General features: G+C 45.2%; 15 protein-coding genes. All 15 read right to left on the minus strand.

From position 1 onward, the window contains the following. Window positions 1-53 precede the first annotated feature (53 nt). Window positions 54-581, minus strand: a complete 528-nt coding sequence (locus tag CWB98_RS18180) for a cell division protein ZapC domain-containing protein (protein WP_138546140.1) — start codon at window positions 579-581, stop codon at window positions 54-56. Between the two features lie 245 nt (window positions 582-826). After that, window positions 827-1,837 carry a quinone-dependent dihydroorotate dehydrogenase gene (pyrD, locus tag CWB98_RS18185; RefSeq protein WP_138546141.1) on the minus strand — a complete coding sequence of 337 codons (1,011 nt, stop codon included), beginning with the start codon at window positions 1,835-1,837 and terminating at the stop codon, window positions 827-829. Window positions 1,838-2,088: 251 nt separating this feature from the next. After that, the gene (locus tag CWB98_RS18190; RefSeq protein ID WP_138546142.1) at window positions 2,089-6,927 is read right to left on the minus strand and encodes an NAD-glutamate dehydrogenase; all 4,839 of its coding nucleotides are present in this window, start codon (window positions 6,925-6,927) and stop codon (window positions 2,089-2,091) included. Window positions 6,928-7,129: 202 nt separating this feature from the next. Then, window positions 7,130-9,460, minus strand: coding sequence for an efflux RND transporter permease subunit (locus CWB98_RS18195; protein WP_138546143.1), 2,331 nt, complete (start codon window positions 9,458-9,460; stop codon window positions 7,130-7,132). Then, window positions 9,460-10,458, minus strand: coding sequence for a WD40/YVTN/BNR-like repeat-containing protein (locus CWB98_RS18200; RefSeq protein ID WP_138546144.1), 999 nt, complete (start codon window positions 10,456-10,458; stop codon window positions 9,460-9,462). Before CWB98_RS18200 ends, CWB98_RS18195 begins: the two co-directional genes overlap by 1 nt. Before the next feature lie 109 nt (window positions 10,459-10,567). Next, window positions 10,568-11,935: a DUF1329 domain-containing protein gene (locus CWB98_RS18205; protein ID WP_138546145.1), complete on the minus strand. Its 1,368-nt coding sequence runs from the start codon at window positions 11,933-11,935 to the stop codon at window positions 10,568-10,570. A gap of 11 nt (window positions 11,936-11,946) precedes the next feature. Beyond that, window positions 11,947-14,064 carry a DUF1302 domain-containing protein gene (locus CWB98_RS18210; protein WP_138546146.1) on the minus strand — a complete coding sequence of 706 codons (2,118 nt, stop codon included), beginning with the start codon at window positions 14,062-14,064 and terminating at the stop codon, window positions 11,947-11,949. 236 nt (window positions 14,065-14,300) lie between these two features. Further along, window positions 14,301-14,522, minus strand: coding sequence for a DUF2835 domain-containing protein (locus CWB98_RS18215; RefSeq protein WP_082353332.1), 222 nt, complete (start codon window positions 14,520-14,522; stop codon window positions 14,301-14,303). A 42-nt stretch (window positions 14,523-14,564) separates the two neighbouring features. Continuing rightward, the gene (gene pepN, locus CWB98_RS18220) at window positions 14,565-17,156 is read right to left on the minus strand and encodes an aminopeptidase N (protein ID WP_138546147.1); all 2,592 of its coding nucleotides are present in this window, start codon (window positions 17,154-17,156) and stop codon (window positions 14,565-14,567) included. Window positions 17,157-17,348: 192 nt separating this feature from the next. Then, a complete protein-coding gene (gene nhaC, locus CWB98_RS18225) occupies window positions 17,349-18,824 on the minus strand; it encodes a Na+/H+ antiporter NhaC (protein ID WP_138546148.1) in 1,476 nt (491 codons plus the stop codon). 241 nt (window positions 18,825-19,065) lie between these two features. Continuing rightward, the gene (prc, locus tag CWB98_RS18230; RefSeq protein ID WP_138546149.1) at window positions 19,066-21,102 is read right to left on the minus strand and encodes a carboxy terminal-processing peptidase; all 2,037 of its coding nucleotides are present in this window, start codon (window positions 21,100-21,102) and stop codon (window positions 19,066-19,068) included. A 10-nt stretch (window positions 21,103-21,112) separates the two neighbouring features. Further along, window positions 21,113-21,784 (minus strand): RNA chaperone ProQ, encoded by a 672-nt coding sequence (gene proQ / locus CWB98_RS18235; protein WP_054017147.1) that lies wholly within the window; start codon window positions 21,782-21,784, stop codon window positions 21,113-21,115. Between the two features lie 8 nt (window positions 21,785-21,792). After that, window positions 21,793-22,077: a hypothetical protein gene (locus CWB98_RS18240; RefSeq protein ID WP_138546150.1), complete on the minus strand. Its 285-nt coding sequence runs from the start codon at window positions 22,075-22,077 to the stop codon at window positions 21,793-21,795. Further along, window positions 22,078-22,536 carry a GAF domain-containing protein gene (locus tag CWB98_RS18245; RefSeq protein WP_054017184.1) on the minus strand — a complete coding sequence of 153 codons (459 nt, stop codon included), beginning with the start codon at window positions 22,534-22,536 and terminating at the stop codon, window positions 22,078-22,080. Between the two features lie 122 nt (window positions 22,537-22,658). Then, on the minus strand, window positions 22,659-23,036 hold the full coding sequence (locus tag CWB98_RS18250; protein ID WP_138546183.1) for a hypothetical protein: 378 nt from the start codon (window positions 23,034-23,036) through the stop codon (window positions 22,659-22,661). Between the last annotated feature and the right edge of the window lie 21 nt (window positions 23,037-23,057).

Here is a 23,057-nt window from a genome sequence, read left to right on the forward strand (position 1 = left end):
AGTGGATGTGCGCACTGTCGCCTCATAAAGGTGACGAGCATCACTATCAGGTATCAGGCAGTTTGGGTTAACTTATGTGCTTGGATCAGAGGGTGTATTCGGTCGTTCAGAACTTTAATGGCCTGAAACTGCTCCAGTTCAATGTTCTCATCCAGCATAAACCCGTGAGTAAGATTGATGCACAGACTACTCTCGTGATTGTGATCCACAATCAAAAATTCACCGAGCTGGCACTTCGAGTGCAATGTGATAACCGCGTCCACTAGAGGCTGACCACCCGTATAGTTTTTAAAAAACCAGCTTTTAGCTTGCACGGGAAGTAAATGAAATTTAGCCGCCGTCGCATTTAGCGCGATTTGGCAACACTGAGGCTCGGACCATACTTTAAATCCAAGTAAATAGTCGTACACATTTCGATAGAAAGCGGCTTCATCAACACTTAAATCGACACTGTGTAGAGAATCTTCCGTAAGTTGTCTTAGACGATACGGCGTACACAACTGAAGGTCATCGCCCAAGTCCACAAGCAGTCTGTTTCTGTGGCTACATCTTATCCAACGCCACTCTTTGGATGCTTGCAAAACTGACCTCCTGATATCAATGTGTTACGTATTTAAGACTTGATCAGAAGTATATCGCGAATTATCACAGTGTAAAAATTTTTGTAATAACAAATTGTTTTAGATCTTTTCGCTATATGAATGATCTTTATAAGGAAAAAACGATCTTTTACGCGAAGAAAAGATCGTTTTTCAAATTAGCTCGGAATTCGCCTATGTATTACAGAATAATTACAAATGATTTCATGAGCTTATAAAACAGCCTGTTAGATCTCAGTGAGGATCTTTTTGATCAACTGAGGTCCTTCATAGATAAAGCCTGTATAAACCTGCACTAAATCAGCGCCTGCATTGAGCTTTTCTTTTGCCGCTGCTGCGCTGTCGATCCCGCCAACACCTATTATAGGCAGCTTGCCTTCTGTCATTCGTTTTAACTCACTAACGACTTGTGTGGATTTTTCACGTACCGGGCGACCCGATAAACCACCTGCTTCTTCGGCGTGCTCTAGCCCTTTAACGGCTTCTCTCGATAAGGTCGTATTAGTTGCAATTACGCCATCAATACGATTGTTGACTAATGACTCGGCAATTTGCTGTAATTGCACGGCGTCCACATCTGGGGCAATTTTTACCAGCATAGGTACAGACTTTTTATGCTTCTCAATCAAATCGACCTGTTCATTTTTCAGACTTTGTAACAAGTCATCTAACGCTTCACCGTACTGTAAATCCCTTAATCCAGGCGTATTAGGCGAGGAAATATTGACTGTGATATATGACGCGTGCTCGAATACTTTGCGCATACAATGGATATAGTCGTCTTTACCCTGCTCGTTTGGCGTGTCTTTGTTTTTACCAATATTGATACCCAGGATCCCCTGATATCTTGCTGCTTTGACATTCGCAACCAGATTATCAACCCCCTTGTTATTAAAGCCCATGCGGTTAATGATGGCATTGGCTTCTGGCAAACGAAATATGCGTGGCTTGTCATTACCGACCTGAGGTCTGGGTGTAACCGTACCCACTTCAATAAAGCCGAAACCCATCTGGCTGAACGCATCAATACATTCCGCATTTTTATCGAGTCCCGCAGCTAACCCAACTGGGTTGTCGAATTCCAGACCAAGGAAGTTAACCGGCTTCTTTGGAAGTGACTGTGACCAGGCCATACTTAATGGGGTATTCGCGAAGCGACGTAAATTTCCGAGCGCAAAATCATGAGCCCACTCGGCATCTTTACTGAACATATAGCGACGCGCTAAATCATAAAACATTGAGACTCCTTAAGTTCCTAGTAACGTATGACACCAATCAGCATTTATGCATATCTACTTTGATGGATAAAAACCTGCCGAATACTATATTAAAAGTTTCTATTTAATACACCAAACAGACCATTTTTCCAGCTAATCGCCAAGGTTTTCTTGCCACAAATTGGTCGTTCAATGCTGCGACTTGGTATCAATTTCAAATCTGGGATAAAAAAATACCCCAGCAAAGCCGGGGTATTTTAACGAGTTATTTTCTATTTGGAAGTATCACAGTTGTGACTCAACAGCATTAGCTCACGTAATGCCACTGAGAACTTCGCAAAATCATGACTTTGCGACGTCTTGAACTCCGCCAGCATCTGCTGCCAACGCAGCAATAAGGTAGACTGGTTTTCCATCCACTGATTTATCAGTGAATCGACATCGTGGTCATCTCCTTCAAAGCTGTTCAATACAACTTCAGACAGGGCGCGTTGCTGCCAGTCCAGCTCTTCACGGTAAGATGCACGCGCCAGAGCCTGCCAGTGATTAGCAACTGGTTGTGCAGTGATCTGATCCAGGAACCAGTGCAGACCCATATTCGCGCCTAGTTTGAAGTAAGTGTTAGACACGACATCAATCGCGCGACCTGAGCTTGCAGCCACTTCTGCCAGATCCATTACAGAGAACAGACTAGACAGAGAAACAATGCGCATAGCAATTTGCTCTGGTACGCCTTGTGCGACAAGTGCATCAGATTTCTCTGCCAGGCGAGCGCTTTCTTCTGCAACCATGTAGCTATTCAGGTTTTTGCTCAGATCTGCAAAGGTCGGCGCAAAGAACGCGATGGTTTGCTCAATTGTCATACCTTTGTTGCGGTGACGCAGGAACCAACGCGTTGTGCGACGTACAGTGCGGCGCAGCTGGTACAACATTTCAGTCTGAACTGCTGATGGAATATGGTTATCCAGTGCTGCAATTGACTGCCAGGTATCCTTCATTTCAAAAATTTCGCTGGCAATTGAGTAGCACAGCGCAATTTCCGCTTCCGTTGCACCCGTTTCTTCGTGCATACGGACCATGAAGTTCAGACCCATGTCGTTGACTATGTTGTTGGCCAGTTTAGTTGCAATAATTTCTTTACGCAGTGGATGGTTATCCATCGCCGTATTAAAGCGCTCACGCAGTGGCACCGGGAATGAATTCACTAACAGCTGACGGTAGTACGGGTTTTCTGAAATTTCATCAGCAACCAACGATTCTTTCAACACCATCTTAGAGTAAGAAACCAATACAGATAGCTCTGGACGAGTCAGGTCAGAACCTGCCGCAGCGCGCTCTGCCAATTCTTCATCTGTTGGTAAGAACTCGATAGTACGATCTAGTTTGCCCTCTTTCTCCAGCGCATGGATAAAGCGGATCTTCTCTTTCAGTGTTGCCGGACCCTTGGACTTAGTGATAGACAGGGTATGTGTTTGACGGTAACAGTCTGCCAATACCAGTTCAGACACTTCGTCCGTCATGGCATACAGTAATTCATCACGCTGTTTCTTGGTCAGATCACCTTCCGCTACCAGACCGTTCAACAGGATCTTGATGTTTACTTCGTTATCCGAACACGCCACACCACCTACGTTATCGATGAAGTCGGTGTTAATGCGTCCGCCCTTCTCTGCAAACTCGATACGACCCAGTTGCGTTGCACCCAGGTTACCACCTTCACCAAAGATCTTAGCACCTAACTCTGAACCATCGATACGTAAGCCGTCGTTCGCACGGTCGCCTACGTCAGCATTGGATTCAGACTTAGCTTTAATGTAAGTACCGATACCACCGTTCCACAACAGATCAGCGGGCATCTTAAGCAAGGCTTTGATTAACTCGTTGGGCGTCATGCTGGCTTTTTTGGTACCAAGCATCTTTTTCATTTCAGCCGTCAAGTTGATTGACTTGGCCGCACGCGAGAATACTCCGCCCCCTTCTGAGATCAGCTCTTTGTTGTAATCTTCCCAGCTTGAACGAGGCAGATTAAACAAGCGCTCACGCTCTACATACGAGCTGGCTGCATCTGGATTTGGGTCGATGAAAATGTGCATGTGGTTAAAGGCTGCCTGCAGGCGAATGTGCTTAGACAGCAACATACCATTACCAAATACGTCACCACCCATGTCACCAATAGCAACCGCGGTAAAGTCTGTAGTCTGGCAGTCAATGTCCATTTCACGGAAATGACGTTTAACCGACTCCCAGGCACCTTTGGCTGTAATACCCATTTTCTTGTGGTCATAACCAATTGAACCACCAGAGGCAAATGCATCACCCAACCAGAAGTTGTATTCTTCAGCGATGCCATTAGCAATATCAGAGAAAGTCGCAGTACCTTTGTCGGCGGCTACAACCAGATACGGGTCGTCTTCGTCATGACGGACAACGTCGACCGGTGGTACGATTTCACCGTGGATAATGTTGTCTGTGATATCCAACAGACCACGGATGAACATCTTGTAGCATTCCTGCCCTTCTTTAAAGAAGCCTTCACGGTCATTAGGCAGTTGTTTACATACAAATCCACCTTTTGAGCCAACAGGAACAATTACCGTGTTTTTAACCTGCTGAGCTTTAACCAGGCCCAAAACCTCAGTACGGAAATCTTCACGACGGTCAGACCAGCGAAGGCCACCACGAGCTACTTTACCACCACGTAAGTGCACACCTTCTACGCGCGGTGAGTAGACGAAGATTTCAAAAGCCGGTAACGGAAGCGGCATATCTGGGATAGCATGCGGGTTAATCTTAAATGAAATATATGATTTGTTCGCGCCATCCGCTTCTTTCTGATAGAAGTTAGTACGTAGTGTTGCATTGATCATGTCAACATACATACGAATGATACGGTCATCATCGAGGTTCGCAACGTTTTCCAGTTCCAGGTAGATCTTCTCGATCAGCTTATCCAGCGTCTTTTGTGCCGCTTTCTTCGCTGGGGAGAATTTCTTCACAAACAACTCAACAATCTGCGCCGCAATATGAGGATAGTGCTCAAAGGTATTTTCGATATAAGATTGCGAGAATGTCACACCGATCTGACGCATATATTTAGCGTATGCTCGCAAAATAGACGCTTCACGGCCTGTCATGCCACCCAACAATACCATGCGGTTAAAACCATCGCTTTCCAGACGATTATTCCACACGTTTGTCAATGCTGCGCGAAAACGTGCAGATACTTTATCGAAGTCAGCAATGCCTTTTGAGTCGATCATCATAGAGAAATCCATGATCCAGTTTACTTGACCATCACTGCTCTTGATTGCATAAGGCGTTTCACCAATGACGCGCAGGCCAAAGTTTTCCAACATAGGCATAACATCAGACAGGTGAATTGGTACATCTTTGTGGAACAGGCTCAGACGAACGATTTCGCTGTTTGCTTCTTCCTGAGGACGATAGAAAAGCATTTCCAGCTTTTTCTCATCGCTCAATTGTTCCAGCTTCTCGATGTCAACTACAGCTGCACTAGGCAATACCTGGTCTTTGTATGAGTGTGGAAACGCGTTAGCATATTTACGGTTTAGCTCGTTACCGCGGGTTTCACCATTGCTGCCAAGTAATGCAGACTGTAGTTTATCTTCCCAAGTGCGAGCGGCTTCTGCCAGGTTGTTTTCGATGTCTTTCACGTTGTACTTAATACTGTTATCTGCCACACGCACGATGTAATGCGTTCTCGCCAGTGTGGACTCTGAGAAAAAGGTCGTAAACTCAACTTTTTCATTGGACTTAAATGCATCTGCCAATAGCTTTTGAGTTTCACGACGTAGTGCCGTGTTATAGCGCTCACGTGGTACGTAAACCATACAAGAGAAGAAGCGCCCGTAAACATCACGACGAACGAACAGACGACACATGTCGCGTTCCTGAATTTGTAACACGCCGGTCGCAACTTCTAATAGCTCGGCTTCACGCGCCTGAACTAACTCGTCGCGAGGATACGTTTCAAGCAAGTTCAGTACGGCCTTATAAGCGTGTGTGCCCTCTGCAAAATCACATTGCTCCATAATGCGCTGGATCTTGCTCTTGAGGACAGGTACATCTGCCGCACTATTGTTGTAGAAGCTCGATGAGAACAAGCCAATGAAGCGATCTTCGCCGATCACATTGCCCTGCTCATCAAAACGTTTGATACCAACATAATCAATATAGGCCGGACGGTGAACACGAGACAGAGAGTTAGTCTTAGTCAAAATCAGCAGGTTTTTGCTACGTGCTTCTTTACGGGCAACTTCTGGCAGCTCAGAAAGCAAGCGACCGCCATCGTGGCTGGAGTTTTTCATCAAACCCAGGCTGGTGTCTGGCACTGCGCGCAGTTCGTGGTCACCTTGTACAGGCACCAAGTCGTACTGGCGATAGCCCATAAAGGTAAAGTTATCTGAAGATAGCCATTCAAGGAACTCAACCGCTTCATCGACCTCTGCCTGAGAGCAGTCATGGTGACGCGTTGGGATTTCTTTACTGACTGCAACCAGCTTATCGCGAATTGGCTTCCAATCTTCAACGGCCACAGACACGTCTTTCAATACTGATTCCAGTTCTTCAGTGAACTCTTTAATTGCCTTGGCATCGGTCTGACGATCTATCTCAATGAAGAATACCGTTTTGGTCGACGATGATTCTTGATCTGCTTTTAAATTTGATAATGCAGTGATCTTATTATTACCGTCGCGCTTGATTTTAAGCGGGCTATGTAACAGTAAGTGAGACACGATGTTTTTGCGGCTAAGCGCCATGCGTACAGAATCAACCAAAAATGGCATGTCTTTCGCGATGATCTCGACGATCGTGTGAGAGGATTGCCAGCCATCTTTGGCGACTTCAGGGTTGAAAACGCGAATAACCGCATCGTCGTTGGCATTCTTTTCAAGAGAATTCCAAAGACTCAATGCGGCTCCGTATAAGTCACTGTCGTTACGATGTGCCAAGTCCTCTTTAGACATATTGCTGTACAAGGCTTTGGCAAAAGTTTCAACGAGCGACACGTTTTCGGCATGAACTTTTTTGTGGATCAGCTTGGTGACGTTATCCAGGATAACCGATGCTGGACCTTCATTTTGTGTCATTATGTGTTCCTTAATCTATACCACCTTTGAACGGTAGATTATTTGTACAGCCATTTATTAGCGTGGAGTCATGTGAATTTTAACCTTTCTGGCGCTAATAAAAAGCCTTTTCGACGAAAACATTATAGCCTTTTCAGCCGGTTGGTCAGATATTCACTAAATATAGATATAAATGGCCGAAACCGGCCATTTATAAGCACTTTTATTCACACTTTTTTTTCTGGTCTGTCCAGATTAAGGTTCCTATTGCAGGTAATAATAAAACCGCACCCAACATATTAACCAGGAACATAAAGGTTAATAATATCCCCATATCTACCTGGAACTTGAGCGCCGAGAAAATCCAAGTGCTGACACCTATCGCTAATGTGATCCCGGTGAACAACACTGCACTGCCTCGTTCAGCCAATGCATTACGATACGCATGTGAAAGTGGCATACCCTGTTTGAGCTGTGTCATCATGGAGGACAGGATATAGATACCATAGTCAACGCCAATACCTACTCCCAATGCAATTACTGGTAAGGTAGATACCGTCAGGCCGATTTCCAGTTTGACCATCAGCGCTTGTGCCAGAGTCGATACTATATACAAAGGCAATACGACGGCGATAGTCGCACGTATACTTCTGAAACTAATTAGACACAGTATAATCACCGCACCGTAAACGTAGATCATCATAGGCAGCTGCGCCGCCGATACCGATTCGTTAGTTGCAGCCATTACACCAATAGGACCAGATGCAAGTTTAAATTGTACTAAGTCTGTGCCCTCTTCCTTAGCAAAGGCTTTTATTTGAGACACCACATTATCTATCGTTTGGGCCTTGTGATCGGCCATGAAAATGATAATAGGCATGACTGAACAATCACCATTAAGCAGGCCGGTACTCGTTTCTACACGAGAGGTAGCCTGTACCAGAGATGCGCTATTACGTGGTAGAGTTTGCCATTTCAGATTACCCTCATTGTAACCCGCGTTGACGGACTGCGCGACTGAGCTCAAAGACACAGCTGACTGAACACCTGGTAAGTTCTCTACACGCCATTGGAAACGACTGATCCTATCCATTGTATCATGCTCGGTACAAGCAGCAGGATACGCCTCAACAAGTACTTTAAGGATGTCAGATGAGATTGCGTAACGATCAGAGATCAGGAAAGTATCTTGATTGTAACGTGCATCTTCATGCAGTGCCGGCGCTCCGGCATGTAGATCACCAATTTGCATATGCTGAGATTGCCAGTAGCCCAGACCAAACAGGACCGCACTCACCAGCAAAATAACACGTGCAACACGTTTATCAGTGGTTTTGACTAAGGCTTCACGCATTGCTGTAAATAATCGGTGGCTTAGAGAATTGCCATCATCTACGCGGTGAATTTTGCTGGAATTATAGTAAGAAGCAAGAACTGGCAACAAGATGAGGTTAGTGAAAATGATCACTGCCACACCGAGACTCGCGGTGATGGCCAGCTCACGAATTATACCGATGTCAATCGCGAGCAAGGTCAAAAACCCCACTGTGTCTGATAACAAAGCGATACCGCCGGGGATTAACAAGGCTTTAAAACTCGCTTCTGCAGCAACTTTACTGCTAACACCTTCCGCAACTTTTTTACCAATCGCGTTGATCATTTGCACACCGTGGCTTACCCCAATTGCAAAAACAAGGAAAGGCACCAGAATAGACATTGGGTCCAGACCAAACCCTAATACAGTGAGCAGACCCATTTGCCAGACAACCGCTATTAAGGAGCACATAATAGGCAAAAGCGTTAACTTAAAGCTCTTACAGAATAGCCACACCATCACGAAGGTGAACAGAATCGCGACTGCAAAAAACAGTACAACGCCTTTAGCCCCATCAGCGATATCACCTGCCATCTTGGCAAAGCCAATAATATGGATAGAAACTTTATCTGTGCTCAGTGGCGCGCGAATTTCACTTTCCAGCTTCTTAGCAAACGTCAATGTATCGAGCTTTTCCTGCGTTTGTGGGTCAATTTCCATTAACTGGGCTGTCACCATCGCGCAGGAATAATCACTGGCCACCATACGACCAACGACCTTGGCTTTTTCTATGTTTTGTTTAACAACTGCGAGACCCGCCTCGTCAGCCGTAAAATTGGCTGGAATAATGGGCCCGCCGGCAAAGCCATCTTCTACAACCTCAACAAATCGCGCGCTGGGCGCGAAAATTGAGTTCACGAGAGGGCGATTGACCCCGGGAATAAAATACAGTTGATCATGAACTGCTTTTAACTGAGTAAAAAATTCTGGGTTAAAGATATCGCCATCTGCGTCACACACCGAAATAAGGATGCTGTTCGCTCCGCCAAATTGCTTTTCATGCTTGAGGTATACTTTCATATACTCATGATTTAACGGAATGTTTTTATTAAAAGAAGCATCTAGTTGGATTTGAGTTGCGCGATAACCCAAAAACAAAGTGGCCACAATGAACATAAAGATCATCGCAACTCTGTGTCTGAACACAACGTATACTAGTTGGTTTAACAATGACTGCATTAGTGTTTAGCCTCTACTATCTGGATCCCTTGTTCAGTCGCCAAAACCAGTTTTCCATTGAACAAAACGCCAGCCATAATGGATTTGCCATTTTTAAGCTGCTCACTGGACAATTCATCTTGCATTCGATTAAAAATCACACCACTATTTGCGAAGAGGTACTGCCGCTTCCCAACAGACAAAACCTGGTTGATGGTTGCGGTTTTGTTTAGTGCCAATCGATTAAACGAAGTAAGTTCAGGGTTTGAAATAAACGCGTTTCCACGCAGCCCGGCTGCGAGGATACGGCCATCAGACGTTTTATTTACTGAAAACAGCGAGCCTGCATAAAAACTTGGTATTTTCTGCCAGCTTTCACCGGCGTCTTTGCTGATGGCAAATAGTCCCATTTCACCAGTCAGATAGTAGTCTGAACCATCAATCATAAGAGAGTTAAAATGAGGTAAAATGAAGGCTGTTTCGTCTTCATAAGCGACAGGGTCGTCTTCTTTTAGTTCGGCCAGATAGTCGATGTCATCCGGGTGGACGAAGGCATCAATAAAACGTTTTTGCCAATTCTTACCGCCGTCTGTGGTCTCATACATCATGCCATAGGCGCCCACAGCATAGCCAATTTGCTCATTGGCAAAGGTAATATCCAGGCACGGCTTTTCAATGTCAGGTAAATGTTGCTGGATCTGCCAGCTCTGACCACCGTCCTCAGTGCTCAGAATTGTTGCGTCATGACCACACGCCCAGCCTCTGTTTTCACTTGCAAAGGTCACTGCTGTTAACAAGCTTTGCACAGGAACCTGAGCTTGTTGCCATTGACTCCCATCGCGGCTTGTAACAATCGTGCCATGTTTTCCAACGGCAACGAGCCGGGAGCCTGTAAAGCTAATATCTGTTAGTAATGTGCGCTGTGGATGTGCCACCATTAGTGCATCAGAAGCTGCGACTACTGCATCACTTTGCATTGCCAGAGCAGCAATCGTGGTTGCGACTAACTTCTTAATCATGATGAATACTCGATAATTAATGTGAGAGAGAATAGGAAGTGCATGTTCAGGAGCCACTACCGTGGCTCCTGAGGAGTTGTGCATTGCCAGCACTCGCCGGCAGCTGCGCTTATCGTCTACCCTCGCGGCGTAAAGCGCTTTGTGTAAATTCATTGTCCTGGAAAGACTGACTGAAATCATACATGCTTTCTTCATTATCCAGGCCGATTGCCAGGTAACGACGAGAGTTGAGATCATGATAGACGTCTAACGTACTCCAGTGTGTAGGAACTTCATAGTAGTTCAAACCGTGTGCCATCGCCACGCGATACATTTGGTCACGGTTATCGTACAGATCAGCGATATGGATTTGCCAGCTGTCTTCATCAATATAGAATACTCGCTTCTTATAGATGTGACGTGTACCTTCTTTGAGGTTTGCTTCGACCACCCAGACACGGTGCTTTTCATAGCGAACATGCTCTGGATTTACGTGACCGGCCATCAAAATATCATCATACTTTAGCTTGTCACTGTGAAGCTTATAGCTGTTATACGGAATATAAAGTTCCTGCTTTCCTTTTAATGTCCAGTTGTAACGGTTTGGCGAGCCATTGAACATATCGAAATCGTCTGTCGTACGTAGGCTGTCTGACGCAGTTCCTGGTGCATCATATGCTACATTTGGTGCACGACGAACTCGGCGTTGGCCCGTGTTGTATGTCCAGGCCTGACGAGGTGTCAGGATCTGGTCCATCGTTTCATGCACCAATAAAGCAGTACCAGCAAGACGTGCAGGCTCAGTGACCTTTTGCTTAAACTTAAACAGAACATTAGACTCTTTTAGCTCTTCAGGCGTCACTTCCGGGCTGGAATACTTTACCAGTAGCTTTTCATCAAAGCCGATGATGTTGTATGCACCCGAAGCCGTTGGCATTGCCTGCCCGCCGAAGCGTGCAATCGATAAACCGCGATAGCGTAGCAAGTGGTTCCAGATTGCCTCTAGGCCATTCTTAGGGATAGGGAATGGAATACCAATGGCGGTGTCTTTGATACCGTTACCATCTTCGATCAGCTGTGCTGTTGCTGCATATTTTTTGGTTGCATCGTAAACAAACTGAGGATAAGCAGCACTACGTCGAGTTGGGTAGATGTGCATCTTAAAGGTATCCGGGTAAGTTTCAAACAAAGCAACCTGCCCCGGGCTCAGCTTATCTTTGTGCTTGTCCAGATTGGTTTTATCAATCGTAAACAATACTTTGTCGTCTGCGAACGGGTCTGGGTGGTGCATGCCCACTTTATATCCCGCAGGTGGCTTAGTAATACCACCTGTCCATGCCGGAATACTACCGTCTGCGTTACCCGCTTTTTCCGCCCCAATTGGCGTCAGGTCAGCGCCCAGGCGCGCAATTTCTTCTGGGGTCATTTTTGCAAATGCCCCCGGTGCTGCCATCATTGTTATAATTGTCGCAGCAAGCATAGTAGGTTTTCTAAACATATTGAAAGCCCTTAAATTGAATACTTGATATTAAATGAAACAAAGTCACGGTCTGAGAATGTATTGGTCTTACCACCACCCCAGAATGCGTTATAACCAAAGTCAAATGACCAGGCATTTTGATAACTGAAGTTTAGCGTCATGCCCAGTGATTTACGGTCCTCAACAAACAAGAACATTGGGTCTGGCGTGATACCGTTAACATCGTGAGAAAACACAATGCGCGGCGACACATTGACACCGGCAAACAAGTTGTTGTATTCGCCTTTAGCAATAAGTCGATAACCCCAGGCAGATGCCGTTGGGAATGGATTCACCTCAGGACCATTTGAAATCGCCTTATGGAGCAAGTCATACTCGTATTTCTTGACTCCTTCGATTGTGCCGCTTCGACCAGTTCCGGCAACATTCAAACGTAACTCATCATAACTCGGCATATCTTTAATGGTTACACCACCTACTTCACCAACCAATGCCCAACTATCCGCCCCCAAAGAAGGGCCGAACAAATGTGTAGCGGTAAACTGTAGTTGCATGGTGTCTTTCAATATATAGCCCTGTGCAATTTCGCCAGGATTAACATAAGCGGTTTGGTCGCCCTGACTCAACTGAGACAGGCCTGAAACATCTTCGCGTATGCCAGCCAATGCAAGCTGCTCCAACATACCCGCATAAAGTAGCTCTACATCATCGATCTGAAGCGGCTCGTCCTGACGATATGCAAATTCACCAGAAAACGCCGTCTCACCGATAGCGGTATTAAAGCTCAAACCGTATAGTTTGATATCTTCAGGATATTCGATCAGGCCCTGAGTAAAGGCATTCAGATTAGTGAAATTCTCAGCATCGAGCGTATTGTTTTTAATGTAGTCGAGATCAGCAGCAATAGCCTGAGCAGTGAAATCAGACGCTTTACCAGAAATCAGCGGTCGACGCGCATGATAATTAATGTAGTAAAGGGCAAACTCAGTATCATTTAGTTCAGGCGCAAACATGCCTAAACGGATACCAAACTGACCACTGTCTTTTGGCTCTTTCTTACCGTTATGACCTTTACCCTTAAGAGCTACTTTGGTTGGATAAGCCAGGTACATCGACGTTAATTGAGAAATAGCTTCTTCACTTTTCAGTACATTTTCGTCAGTAACATCCAAGCCTTGAGCTGCTAATGCCCCCATCCAGTTTGTATGCAAGTTATTAAGCGCTTCCGTCAGGTGAGCCAAATCAATATCAGGGTTAGCGGTAAAACCGAGCTGAATATTCTGGTTGTAGCCATTTTCAGAAGCAAAGTCGTTTGTAGAGAAATAACTGCCCGTCGCCGGAAGACGCGTTTCATGCCACTCATACTGGTAAAACGCTTCAAGCGTCACATTGTCTGTCAAGCCCAGAGACGCCCACAGCATGCCAACAGGAATGAAGGCTTCTTTAAGTTCCGCACCAGGCGCTTTTAAACGATCAATATCAACAGGGTTTACGTTAATGCCGTGACTGATCAGGGTACTTTCACCCCAGTTGACAACCTGACGACCCAGCCTTACGGACAACGGGTTTTGACCACCATTGAGATCAAAATCAGCCCAGACGAATGCATCTAACAAACGAAAGTCTGAACACACTTGCTCCTTGGTATTGTCATCCGCGCAGGGATCCACTTTTTGACCTGATACTGGGTTGGTGTATGCAAAATCACCGTCTTCCATTGCGAAATCTTTGAAATACATGAAGCGAGAGAAGAAACCGTAGTTGTCCTTCGTAATGCCAAGTTCATGTGTCCCTTTTAGCAACTGAGAAAACGTGTCACCTGCGTCGAAGTTTAAATCGCCTGCATCACCGTTATTTGAGTATGCACCCTGCTGCGACCAGATCTGAGAAGATGAGTAAATGGTGTTGCCTAAAGAGGCGTTATAACCGGTCCAGTTGTAGCGTGGATGATTACTTTTACCAATATGGTCAAAATCGCGATCTTCTACACGAATACTCTGACCATAAGAAAACGTAGAATCAAAGGTTACATCAAAATCACCAACTTGGAACGTGGCGGCTTGCGCAGCAGTGCCAGCGACACCAAGACATGCTGCACTTAGGCCCAGCATTATCTTGTTCTTCACAAAGCGCGATGTTTTTATCATTATTTCTCCCCCCTTTGGCGGGTAATTCTTATCAAGTTATTGTTTTTTGTTGTCGTAACGATAGAAGCGATAGCTTTAAATTACAAATAATACGCGTCTGATCGGTGCATTTTTATCTCATTGGAGCGCATTTCACTCATGGTAAGACGTCCTACCAGAGTAGTTATAACACGTAATTTAAGTTTAAAACAAACCGATTTAACAAAAATACTTTATGTCTCGTCGCATAATTGTCATCAAACTACTTTTTCCAACGCTACGAAGCGGTTATTTTCATCAAGCAGTAAACGAAAGCGCCCACGGACCCCTAAACTTGAGACATGCCGACGGATATGATGCGCGGGAAAGCGGATCCGCTTCCCACCATCCTCAACGACCTGTATAAACTCAACGTGTCCATGGTAATACGCCATACACTGTTCATGGCTCAAATCCATGTAAAAGTAATACTCATGCATTGTGTGGATAAAAACCTTTACATATCACAACTAAAAGCGCCGTTAGTTCAGCGCTTTGTCGATTTTTTCGTACAAGTCATCACTCAATTCAGGCAATCGTGCTAATTTCTCTAACTGTGCTTTCATCAGGCCCTGTCGGGTATCATCAAAACGTTTAAAAGACAGTAAGGGAGTGATGATCCTGGCAGCATTTTGCGGGTTTACCTGATTTAGCTCTGCGATTAAATCGCCAAGCAACGCATAGCCCTGGCCATCTTCGCGATGGAAGTGACGCGGATTAGTGCGAGTGAAAGCACCTATGAGTGCTCGCACGCGATTTGGGTTTGCTTTGTCAAAACAGGGATGGGTATAAAGTGACAGAATGTTGTCTATGCAGTTGTCATCGCGTCGACTTGCCTGCAAGGCAAACCATTTGTCCATTACCAACAGATCTGACTGCCACTGTTTATCAAAATCGTCTAACAACAACTGCGTCAGTACGTGCTGGCCATTCACAGCAGCTCTGAGTGCTCCCAGTTTTAATGTCATGTTGTGGCTTTCACTTTGCGCCTGTATCCAGCCTTGGATCTGCGAGTCCGATACTTGAGCAAGATAAAACAAGCATTTGTTTTTCATTGTGCGAATAGCCACAGCTTTAGCGTCAAGGCTACCGTCATCCTGGAGCTTAGAATAGGTTGCACACCAGGCTGGCTTAAGTTGTTCTGCTATTTGGTACTCTACGGTAGAAATAGCCTGGTCCAGCTGTGCGACTGGAACCGGGGTATAGTCTGCACTGAGCGCGTCAAACCCGGGGACGGTAAATAGCTCAGCTAAAATTGATAAATCACCGCTGAGATCATCAAGTAACAGAGTCAGTGCTTGCGTCAAACATTCGGGCAACTGATACTCAGAAAACATCTGTGTGTTTACCAGCGCCTTAATTTCCGCTTTGTAAAGTTGCTGAATGGCTTCCCAACGCGCGTAATCGCTGCTTGCATACTTGGCAATATGGAGCAATTGGTGCTGCTGATAATCGTAACTCAATAAACAAGGTGCTGAGAATCCTTCAAGTAACACAATCACAGGCTCGCTGTCGAGTCCACAGAATACAAAGCTCTGTTGTTTCTCGGTCAACTCTATGACTTTGCCCTGTTTGGCAATCGACTCAGGTACCGTAATGACCTGCCCTTGCTTATCAAGCAGCTCTATAGCAACCGGAATATGCAGTGGGGCTTCTACCGGATCATTATCCGCGTGGCTTTGCGCCAGATGGAGTGTAAACTCCCCTTGTTGTTCATCAAAACTTGTGCGAGCACTGACCTTTGGCGTGCCAACCTGGTTATACCAGAGTTTAAACTGGCTTAAATCTTTACCATTAGCATCACTCATGGCGGCTACAAAGTCATCACAGGTCACAGCCTGTCCATCGTGACGCTCAAAGTAGAGCTTCATACCCTGCTGAAAACCTGCCTCACCCAATATAGTGTGCATCATTCTGATCACTTCAGCGCCTTTGTTATACACAGTGACGGTGTAGAAATTATTCATTTCGATCACTTGCTGTGGTCTGATTGGATGCGCCATAGGCCCCGCGTCCTCAGCAAACTGATGTGTACGGACTGTATTGACGGCATCTATCCGGTTCAGAGCGCGAGAGCCCAGGTCACTACTGAATTCCTGATCACGAAATACCGTAAGACCCTCTTTTAGGCTCAGCTGAAACCAATCCCGACAGGTCACACGGTTACCTGTCCAATTGTGAAAATACTCGTGACCGACAATAGACTCTATGATATGGAAATCCCGATCTGTTGCAGTCTCCTGATTTGCCAGTACACAAGCACTATTGAAAACATTCAGACCTTTGTTCTCCATCGCGCCCATATTGAAGAAGTCGACCGCCACTATCATATAAATATCGAGGTCGTATTCCAGGTCAAAGCGTTGTTCATCCCAGGCCATAGCCTTTTTCAAAGAAGTCATTGCATGCGGTGCTTTGCTCAGATTTCCTTTATCAACGAACAGCTGTAAATCAACTTTACGCCCTGTACGTGTTTCAAAGTGATCCGTCAGTACATCGAAATCCCCTGCCACTAAAGCAAAAAGATAAGAAGGCTTTTTAAAGGGATCTTCCCAGCACACATAATGACGGCCATCTGATAATTCGCCACTGTCTACCTTGTTACCGTTTGATAGAAGATACGGCATTTGTTTAGGGCCAATTATTTTTACATTGTAGGTCGTCAGTACGTCAGGACGATCCAGGAAGTAAGTTATCTTACGAAACCCCTCAGCCTCACATTGCGTGCAATAAGCGCCATCTGACAGATACAAACCTTCCAGTGATGTGTTTGCTCCCGGTGAAATGGTATTAACAATTTCAATTTCAGCGCGCTTACCCAGCCCGAATAACTCCAGGCCCGTATCGTGTAACCTATAATTGGTGTGCACTTGTCCATCTACATGCACTGAGTTTAATGTCAATTCAACGCCATCTAGCATTACAGAGCTAGCGTCGCCCTGTGCATTTAGTATAAACCGGGCAGTTACCTTAGTATGCTGCGGATCCAGTTCAAACGTTAGGGAGAGGTTTTCAACTGCATGTGTGGGCGGCTGATAATCATGCAGGTATTTGGCCTGAGGTTTTGAGGTCATGACAATTCCTATTATCAATTTACATTTGCTACAGTGCGTGTGGCGCGGCGAGGCAAAATGAAAAAATGAGTACAAATCAATATCTTTATTGTAGAACGGCCTGCGCTGAGGGCAAAGGGATTTATGAATTACAGACGCGCAAAAACGCCTCAAATTAAGTGAGGCGTTTTGTTTAACGTTGTGTATTGCTAATTACGACGCGTTAGCTGGGGTTTCGGCCTGCTGCATTGACTTTGGCTTAATTTTCAAAATCTTAATACCCAGATATGCATAGACTATTGCCAGGAATGGGTTGATCAAGTTGAAGAATGCATAGACGGCATAATCCAGAGGGTTAATCAACAGTACACTTTGCATATAAGCACCACAGGTATTCCAAGGGATAAGTGGACTTGTAATCGTTCCACCATCCTCAAGGGTTCTGGACAGATTGACACTGCGCAGGCCCCGCTGCTTGTATTCTTCTTTAAACATGCGTCCCGGGACTACGATTGCAATGTATTGGTCAGCTGCCACCAGATTAGTACCAAAACACGTTGCGACGGTTGAAGCGATTAATGAACCTGTGCTTTTCGCAACCTTAAGTATGCTCTTAACAAACAGCTCAAGTAGCCCCGTTTTCTCCATGATAGCGCCAAACATCAAAGCCGTCATGACCAGCCAGGTTGTCGTCAACATGCTTGACATGCCGCCGCCACTAAGCAGATCGTCCATTTTAGCATTACCTGTTTCCAGGCTGAATCCATCAAAGAAAGTAGCCCAAATCAGTTTGAAGTGACTGACCAGCACACCTTCATCAGGGTTGACCTGACTCGCGATTAAATCTCCCTGAAATAATAGCGCCCAGATTGCACCAATCACAGCACCGATAGAGATGGCAGGAAAAGCTGGCATTTTTTTAATCGCCAGTGCAAGTAGAATGATCAGGGGTACCAGATTCACCAGACCAATATTAAAGTTTGTTTCAAGAATTGCAGCGATCTCATCGATTTTGCCGGATTCGCTCGATACATCGGCATTGAAACCCATGATGATAAAGATAATCAGGGCAATGACAAAGCTTGGTACTGTGGTCCACAACATATGCTGAATATGCTCGAACAAGTCACTACCAGCTACCGCAGGCGCCAAATTGGTTGTTTCTGAAAGCGGTGATAATTTGTCACCGAAATAAGCACCGGAGATCACGGCACCGGCGGTAACCACCGGATCAAGTCCAAGACCATTGGCGACACCGAGTAACGCCACACCTATCGTTGCAGCTGTGGTCCAGGAGCTTCCGATGCTCATTGCCACAATGCCGCAGATCAAACAACCCGCAGCATAAAACCAGGAGGGGTGGATTATTTGCAAACCATAGTAGATCAAGGTTGGTACAGTGCCCGAAAGTAGCCAAGTGCCAATTAATGCACCTACCATGAGTAGAATAAGAATCGCACCTAAAGAGATGGTTATCCCTTTAATCATTGCCTCTTCGAGTGTTTTCCAGGTAAAACCATTCTTAAGACCTATCAGCGCGGCTGTAAAGGTAGCAAATAGCAGGGCTATCTGGTTTGGCCCCGAAGAAGAGTTATCGCCATACAGGTATACTGCAGCACCTAATAAGCTGACCAATACCACAATAGGAATAAAGGCATCTAAATAGGATGCTTGTTTTTGTTGTCTCAAACCAGAATACTCCTTCGCACTTAATGGAGTGCTTTATTATTATCTCTGTCGGGTCAGTTCAATGTTAAGCACAACACGTGAATCTGCGCCCAAGACAGCGCCAGGCATATTCCTGCCCGACTATTTTTAATATTGCAGCTGACAATAATAACAAATTTCCCACGCACTGGTAACGAAAAAAGGCGCTCAATGCGCCTTTTCATAGTTTAGCCTTCTGTACGTCTTATTTGCAACCAGAGACTCAGTCACTTGCCTCGTTTTTTGCCAGGCGACCATAGTTGATCATATCTTGTGTGATCAGTGCTGCTTCTTCCAGGTATGGGTCCAGCTCTGCGATGATATCTGGTACATCGTCCAGGTCTTTCACCGGCTCCTGACCTAAGCGCTTAAGGCGCTCATTGGTACGCTTCAGCGCACGCTCGTCACGCTCCTCACGCTCTTTCGTGCGCTCAGCTTCAACCAGAGAAATCGAGATATCGTCTTTTTGGGCTTTATATCGCGCAATGTCGTCGTAAACGTAAGCAAACTCTGGCTCTTTGGCTATTCGCAAACCATGGCGTTCATTCAAGTACGCAATGGTTGGATTTAAATCATCCAACTGTTGATACTTAGCCCTGACAATACTGTCCCAAGGCAGAGCATTATCTTCCTGGCTCTCGCCCCACTCTGCTGGTTCAACCGCAGACGGTAGTAAAATATCCGGAATTACGCCTTTGTTTTGTGTACTGCCGCCATCAATACGATAGAACTTGGCAATAGTATAGGTAATACTGCCTAGCGCGTTGTCGAACAGATCATAGGTTTTTCTGAGGCCTCTATGTTGCTGGACTGTGCCTTTACCAAAAGTCTGTTCGCCAATAACCACAGCACGCCCATAATCCTGCATCGCTGCTGCAAAGATTTCTGAAGCAGACGCACTGTAACGGTCAACCAGTACAGTTAATGGGCCGTTATAATAGGTTACTCCATCACTGTCTTTCTGCGCCTCAACACGGTTGTATGCGGTATGGATCTGGACTATCGGGCCTTTGTCTATAAATAAACCGGACAACTGAGTGGCCTCATACAGGGAGCCACCACCATTCTGTCTGAGGTCAACGATAATCCCATCAACATTTTGTTCTTTAAGCTTTTCAAGCTCTTTTTTCACATCTTTCGACAGATTATTGTAAAAGCTTGGGATCTCTATCACGCCTATTTTGCTGGTGAGATCTGAGTATTTAGCTTCGAATATTTCCGATTTTGCGGCTCTGTCCTCAAGGCGTATCTTATCTCGGACGATCTCAACCACCTTAGGTGCACCGTGAGTATCACTTCCCTTAAGGTACTGCAGCCTTACTTTGGTCCCTTTAGGTCCTTTGATGAGATCAACGACATCATCAAGACGCCAGCCAATCACATCAACAAATTCTTCGCCATCTTGTGCAACACCTACAATGCGGTCATCTGGCTTAATCTTTTCCGTCTTATCAGCTGGACCGCCAGGTACCAGGCTGCGGATGATGGTGTAATCTTCATCGTAACCAAGTACTGCACCGATACCTTCAAGTTCAAGCTCCATATCCATCTTAAACTGTTCGGCCCGACGAGGTGATAAATAAGAAGTGTGGGCTTCGATGCTACGTGCAAAAGCATTCATTACAATTTGAAATGCATCTTCATTGTTGGTCTGTACCAGACGTTTGATGGTATTTTTGTAACGCTTGGTCAGAACTTCTTTGATACCAGCCCAGTCTTTACCTGTCAGTTTTAAGCGCAGCGCATCAGATTTAACACGCTGTCGCCAGTACTCATCCAACTCGGCCTGAGTCGTGGCGAATTGCATGTCTTCTCTGTCAAATACAAATTCGTCTGGTTTATCAAACTTCATTTCTGTATCTAACAGAGAAATTGCATAATTAAAGCGCTCATAGCGACGTTGCATACTGTCGTTGAACATAGCAAAAGCAAAATCGAGCTTGCCCTTTTTTAAAGCGTCGTCGAATTGCTTTTTATAGCCTGAGTACTTGTCAATGTCAGACTGCAGGAAAAGAGACTTGTTGTAATCGAGGTTTTCGATATATCGGTCAAATATCTGCTCCGACAACGCATCGTCTAGCTTAAAGCGCTTATAGTGTTCACGAGTAAATTTACTGGTTACCCTTTTGGTTGCCGTCGCATGCTGGATTTCAGGTTCCAATATGGGAATATCTTTTTCCGTCACCGTCTGTGTTGCAGCTGAACACACGCCAGATACAAACAGTGCGATTACACCAACTAAAGGTAACTTATTACTCATACACGACTCCTTAAAGAATAAACAGGCTTTCTGCTTTGGTTTTAACTTGCATACCTGTCACTAACTCAACATGCACTTCATCTTTGTTGACTTCTGTGATGGTTGCATTGACCAAAGCCTGTCCCAACTTCACTTTAACCTTATTATTTACCTTGACCTCATTTGCTGGCAGAGGTTCAACTTTCCCTGAACTACGACGCTGTTGCTGCTCAGGCTTAGCATTAACTTTAGCGTTTTTATTCCCGTGGCGGTGCTTGTTATCACCACGTGATTTGTAAGATTTTGTGTCACCATCGCGACGACGCTCGCCACGACCATCCTGTCTGGGACGTTGAGGCTTTTTACGTTTAGCCATTTTTGCACGAGATTCTTCCAGTGCTTTTTGCGCATGCTCTACGTGCTCTTGCTCAACCTTTTCAGCATCGTTACCGTCCAAATCAACACGAAACTCATTGTTGATAACGGCTTCTAAATACCGCCAGGAAGAAGTGTACTTACGTAAAGCCTGTCGAACCTGAGTCTTACTGACCTTGTCAGACCCTTCGATTCTGGCAGCAATATCTTTAAATATGCCAACCTTGAGCGGTTTAATACCGTCTTTTTGTTTAAAACACTGAGGAAACTCGGCGTATAAAAAGTCGAGAACCTCTTTGATATCTTTTAGCTTGTTTGTGGTTTCCATGTCTAAACCTATAGTTCAATATTTTCATCAAGAGATGACTGAATGTAATGTGTAACCCAGTCGACGAGTTCATCATACTCGGCTTCGACAAGCGCCAGCTCGCCGCGCAGATGTTCCCATATTCCATTTATAATTAAATCGATTTTCTCACATTCCAGGTCATCGGGAAGCTGATCCCAGGCTACGTGGATAAGCTCATTCAGCGTCTCTGCAACTCGCTCTTCTTCCCCTTCCCAGTCTCCCACATCAAAATTGGAAAACAGGTAGTCCTGAACGTTGAGTAATTCTTTCATTTACAATGTACCTTCAAAGCATTTTACCAGTGCTTCCAGGCCAAGTTTATCTTCATCGTCAAACCTAGCCAAACTCGGGCTATCAATATCCAATACAGCAAACAATTCACCATTTCTCATCACAGGAATGACAATTTCAGAGTTTGATGCAGCATCACAGGCAATATGACCATCAAAACTGTGTACATCTTCGACAAGCTGGGTCGTTAACTCAGCGGCAGCTGTGCCACAGACGCCTTTGCCTAATGGGATTCGAATGCAGGCAGGATTGCCCTGGAAAGGACCTAATACGAGCTCATCTTTACCATCTAATAAGTAAAAGCCAGCCCAATTTATGTCTTCCATTGAGGTAAATAACAGGGCGCTGAGGTTTGCCATATTGGCGATGTAGTTGTGCTCATCGCCAATCAGGGCCTGAGCTTGTAGGCTGAGAGTATCGTAGAACTTTTTCTTCTGCATTGCGGTCATTCAACAAATTTACATAAGAAGTAAAGGTACTCTTTCGTGCAGCTAAATGAAACCTTTTAGACAGAAAAACTATTAAATTAGTGTAAAACAACACCACGCTGTACAAAAAGCCATCAGGCATTCTGAGCATTGCGCCGCAAACTGAACAAAAACAGCCCACCCCCCAGCGCCGCCATCACAGCATTGATTATAAAAACCATACCAGAGCTTGCAACAAACAAGTAGCTAAACAGTGCGCCTCCGAGCATACCCGCAGTCAAAATACCCGAGTAACTTAGTTTATTATGACGTAACAACATCATATAAGCTGGCAAAACAAAAAACGCCATAGACAGGCCAACGATGTGGGCATTGGCTACGGCCGTCATGAGTATTTGAAACAAAATCTTACTCTGGCCACTTATCAACGCATAATAGCCTCCGAGCAGTATGCCAACGATAAGCGGTGATAGTAACGAATATGCCACCGCTTTTGCCACTTGCCTTTTGATCATCTCTTTCACCTTTATAAC

This window comes from Pseudoalteromonas rubra (assembly GCF_005887115.1).
Lineage (GTDB): Bacteria > Pseudomonadota > Gammaproteobacteria > Enterobacterales > Alteromonadaceae > Pseudoalteromonas > Pseudoalteromonas rubra_F.

Bases quoted from the DNA above. Each gene is read 5' to 3' on its own strand.
- CWB98_RS18210 (WP_138546146.1), bottom strand. From the start codon at position 14,064: ATGATAAAAACATCGCGCTTTGTGAAGAACAAGATAATGCTGGGCCTA.
- CWB98_RS18190 (WP_138546142.1), bottom strand. From the start codon at position 6,927: ATGACACAAAATGAAGGTCCAGCATCGGTTATCCTGGATAACGTCACC.
- CWB98_RS18200 (WP_138546144.1), bottom strand. From the start codon at position 10,458: ATGATTAAGAAGTTAGTCGCAACCACGATTGCTGCTCTGGCAATGCAA.
- pepN (WP_138546147.1), bottom strand. From the start codon at position 17,156: ATGACCTCAAAACCTCAGGCCAAATACCTGCATGATTATCAGCCGCCC.
- CWB98_RS18205 (WP_138546145.1), bottom strand. From the start codon at position 11,935: ATGTTTAGAAAACCTACTATGCTTGCTGCGACAATTATAACAATGATG.
- prc (WP_138546149.1), bottom strand. From the start codon at position 21,102: ATGAGTAATAAGTTACCTTTAGTTGGTGTAATCGCACTGTTTGTATCT.
- CWB98_RS18245 (WP_054017184.1), bottom strand. From the start codon at position 22,536: ATGCAGAAGAAAAAGTTCTACGATACTCTCAGCCTACAAGCTCAGGCC.
- pyrD (WP_138546141.1), bottom strand. From the start codon at position 1,837: ATGTTTTATGATTTAGCGCGTCGCTATATGTTCAGTAAAGATGCCGAG.
- CWB98_RS18215 (WP_082353332.1), bottom strand. From the start codon at position 14,522: ATGCATGAGTATTACTTTTACATGGATTTGAGCCATGAACAGTGTATG.
- CWB98_RS18195 (WP_138546143.1), bottom strand. From the start codon at position 9,460: ATGCAGTCATTGTTAAACCAACTAGTATACGTTGTGTTCAGACACAGA.
- proQ (WP_054017147.1), bottom strand. From the start codon at position 21,784: ATGGAAACCACAAACAAGCTAAAAGATATCAAAGAGGTTCTCGACTTT.
- CWB98_RS18240 (WP_138546150.1), bottom strand. From the start codon at position 22,077: ATGAAAGAATTACTCAACGTTCAGGACTACCTGTTTTCCAATTTTGAT.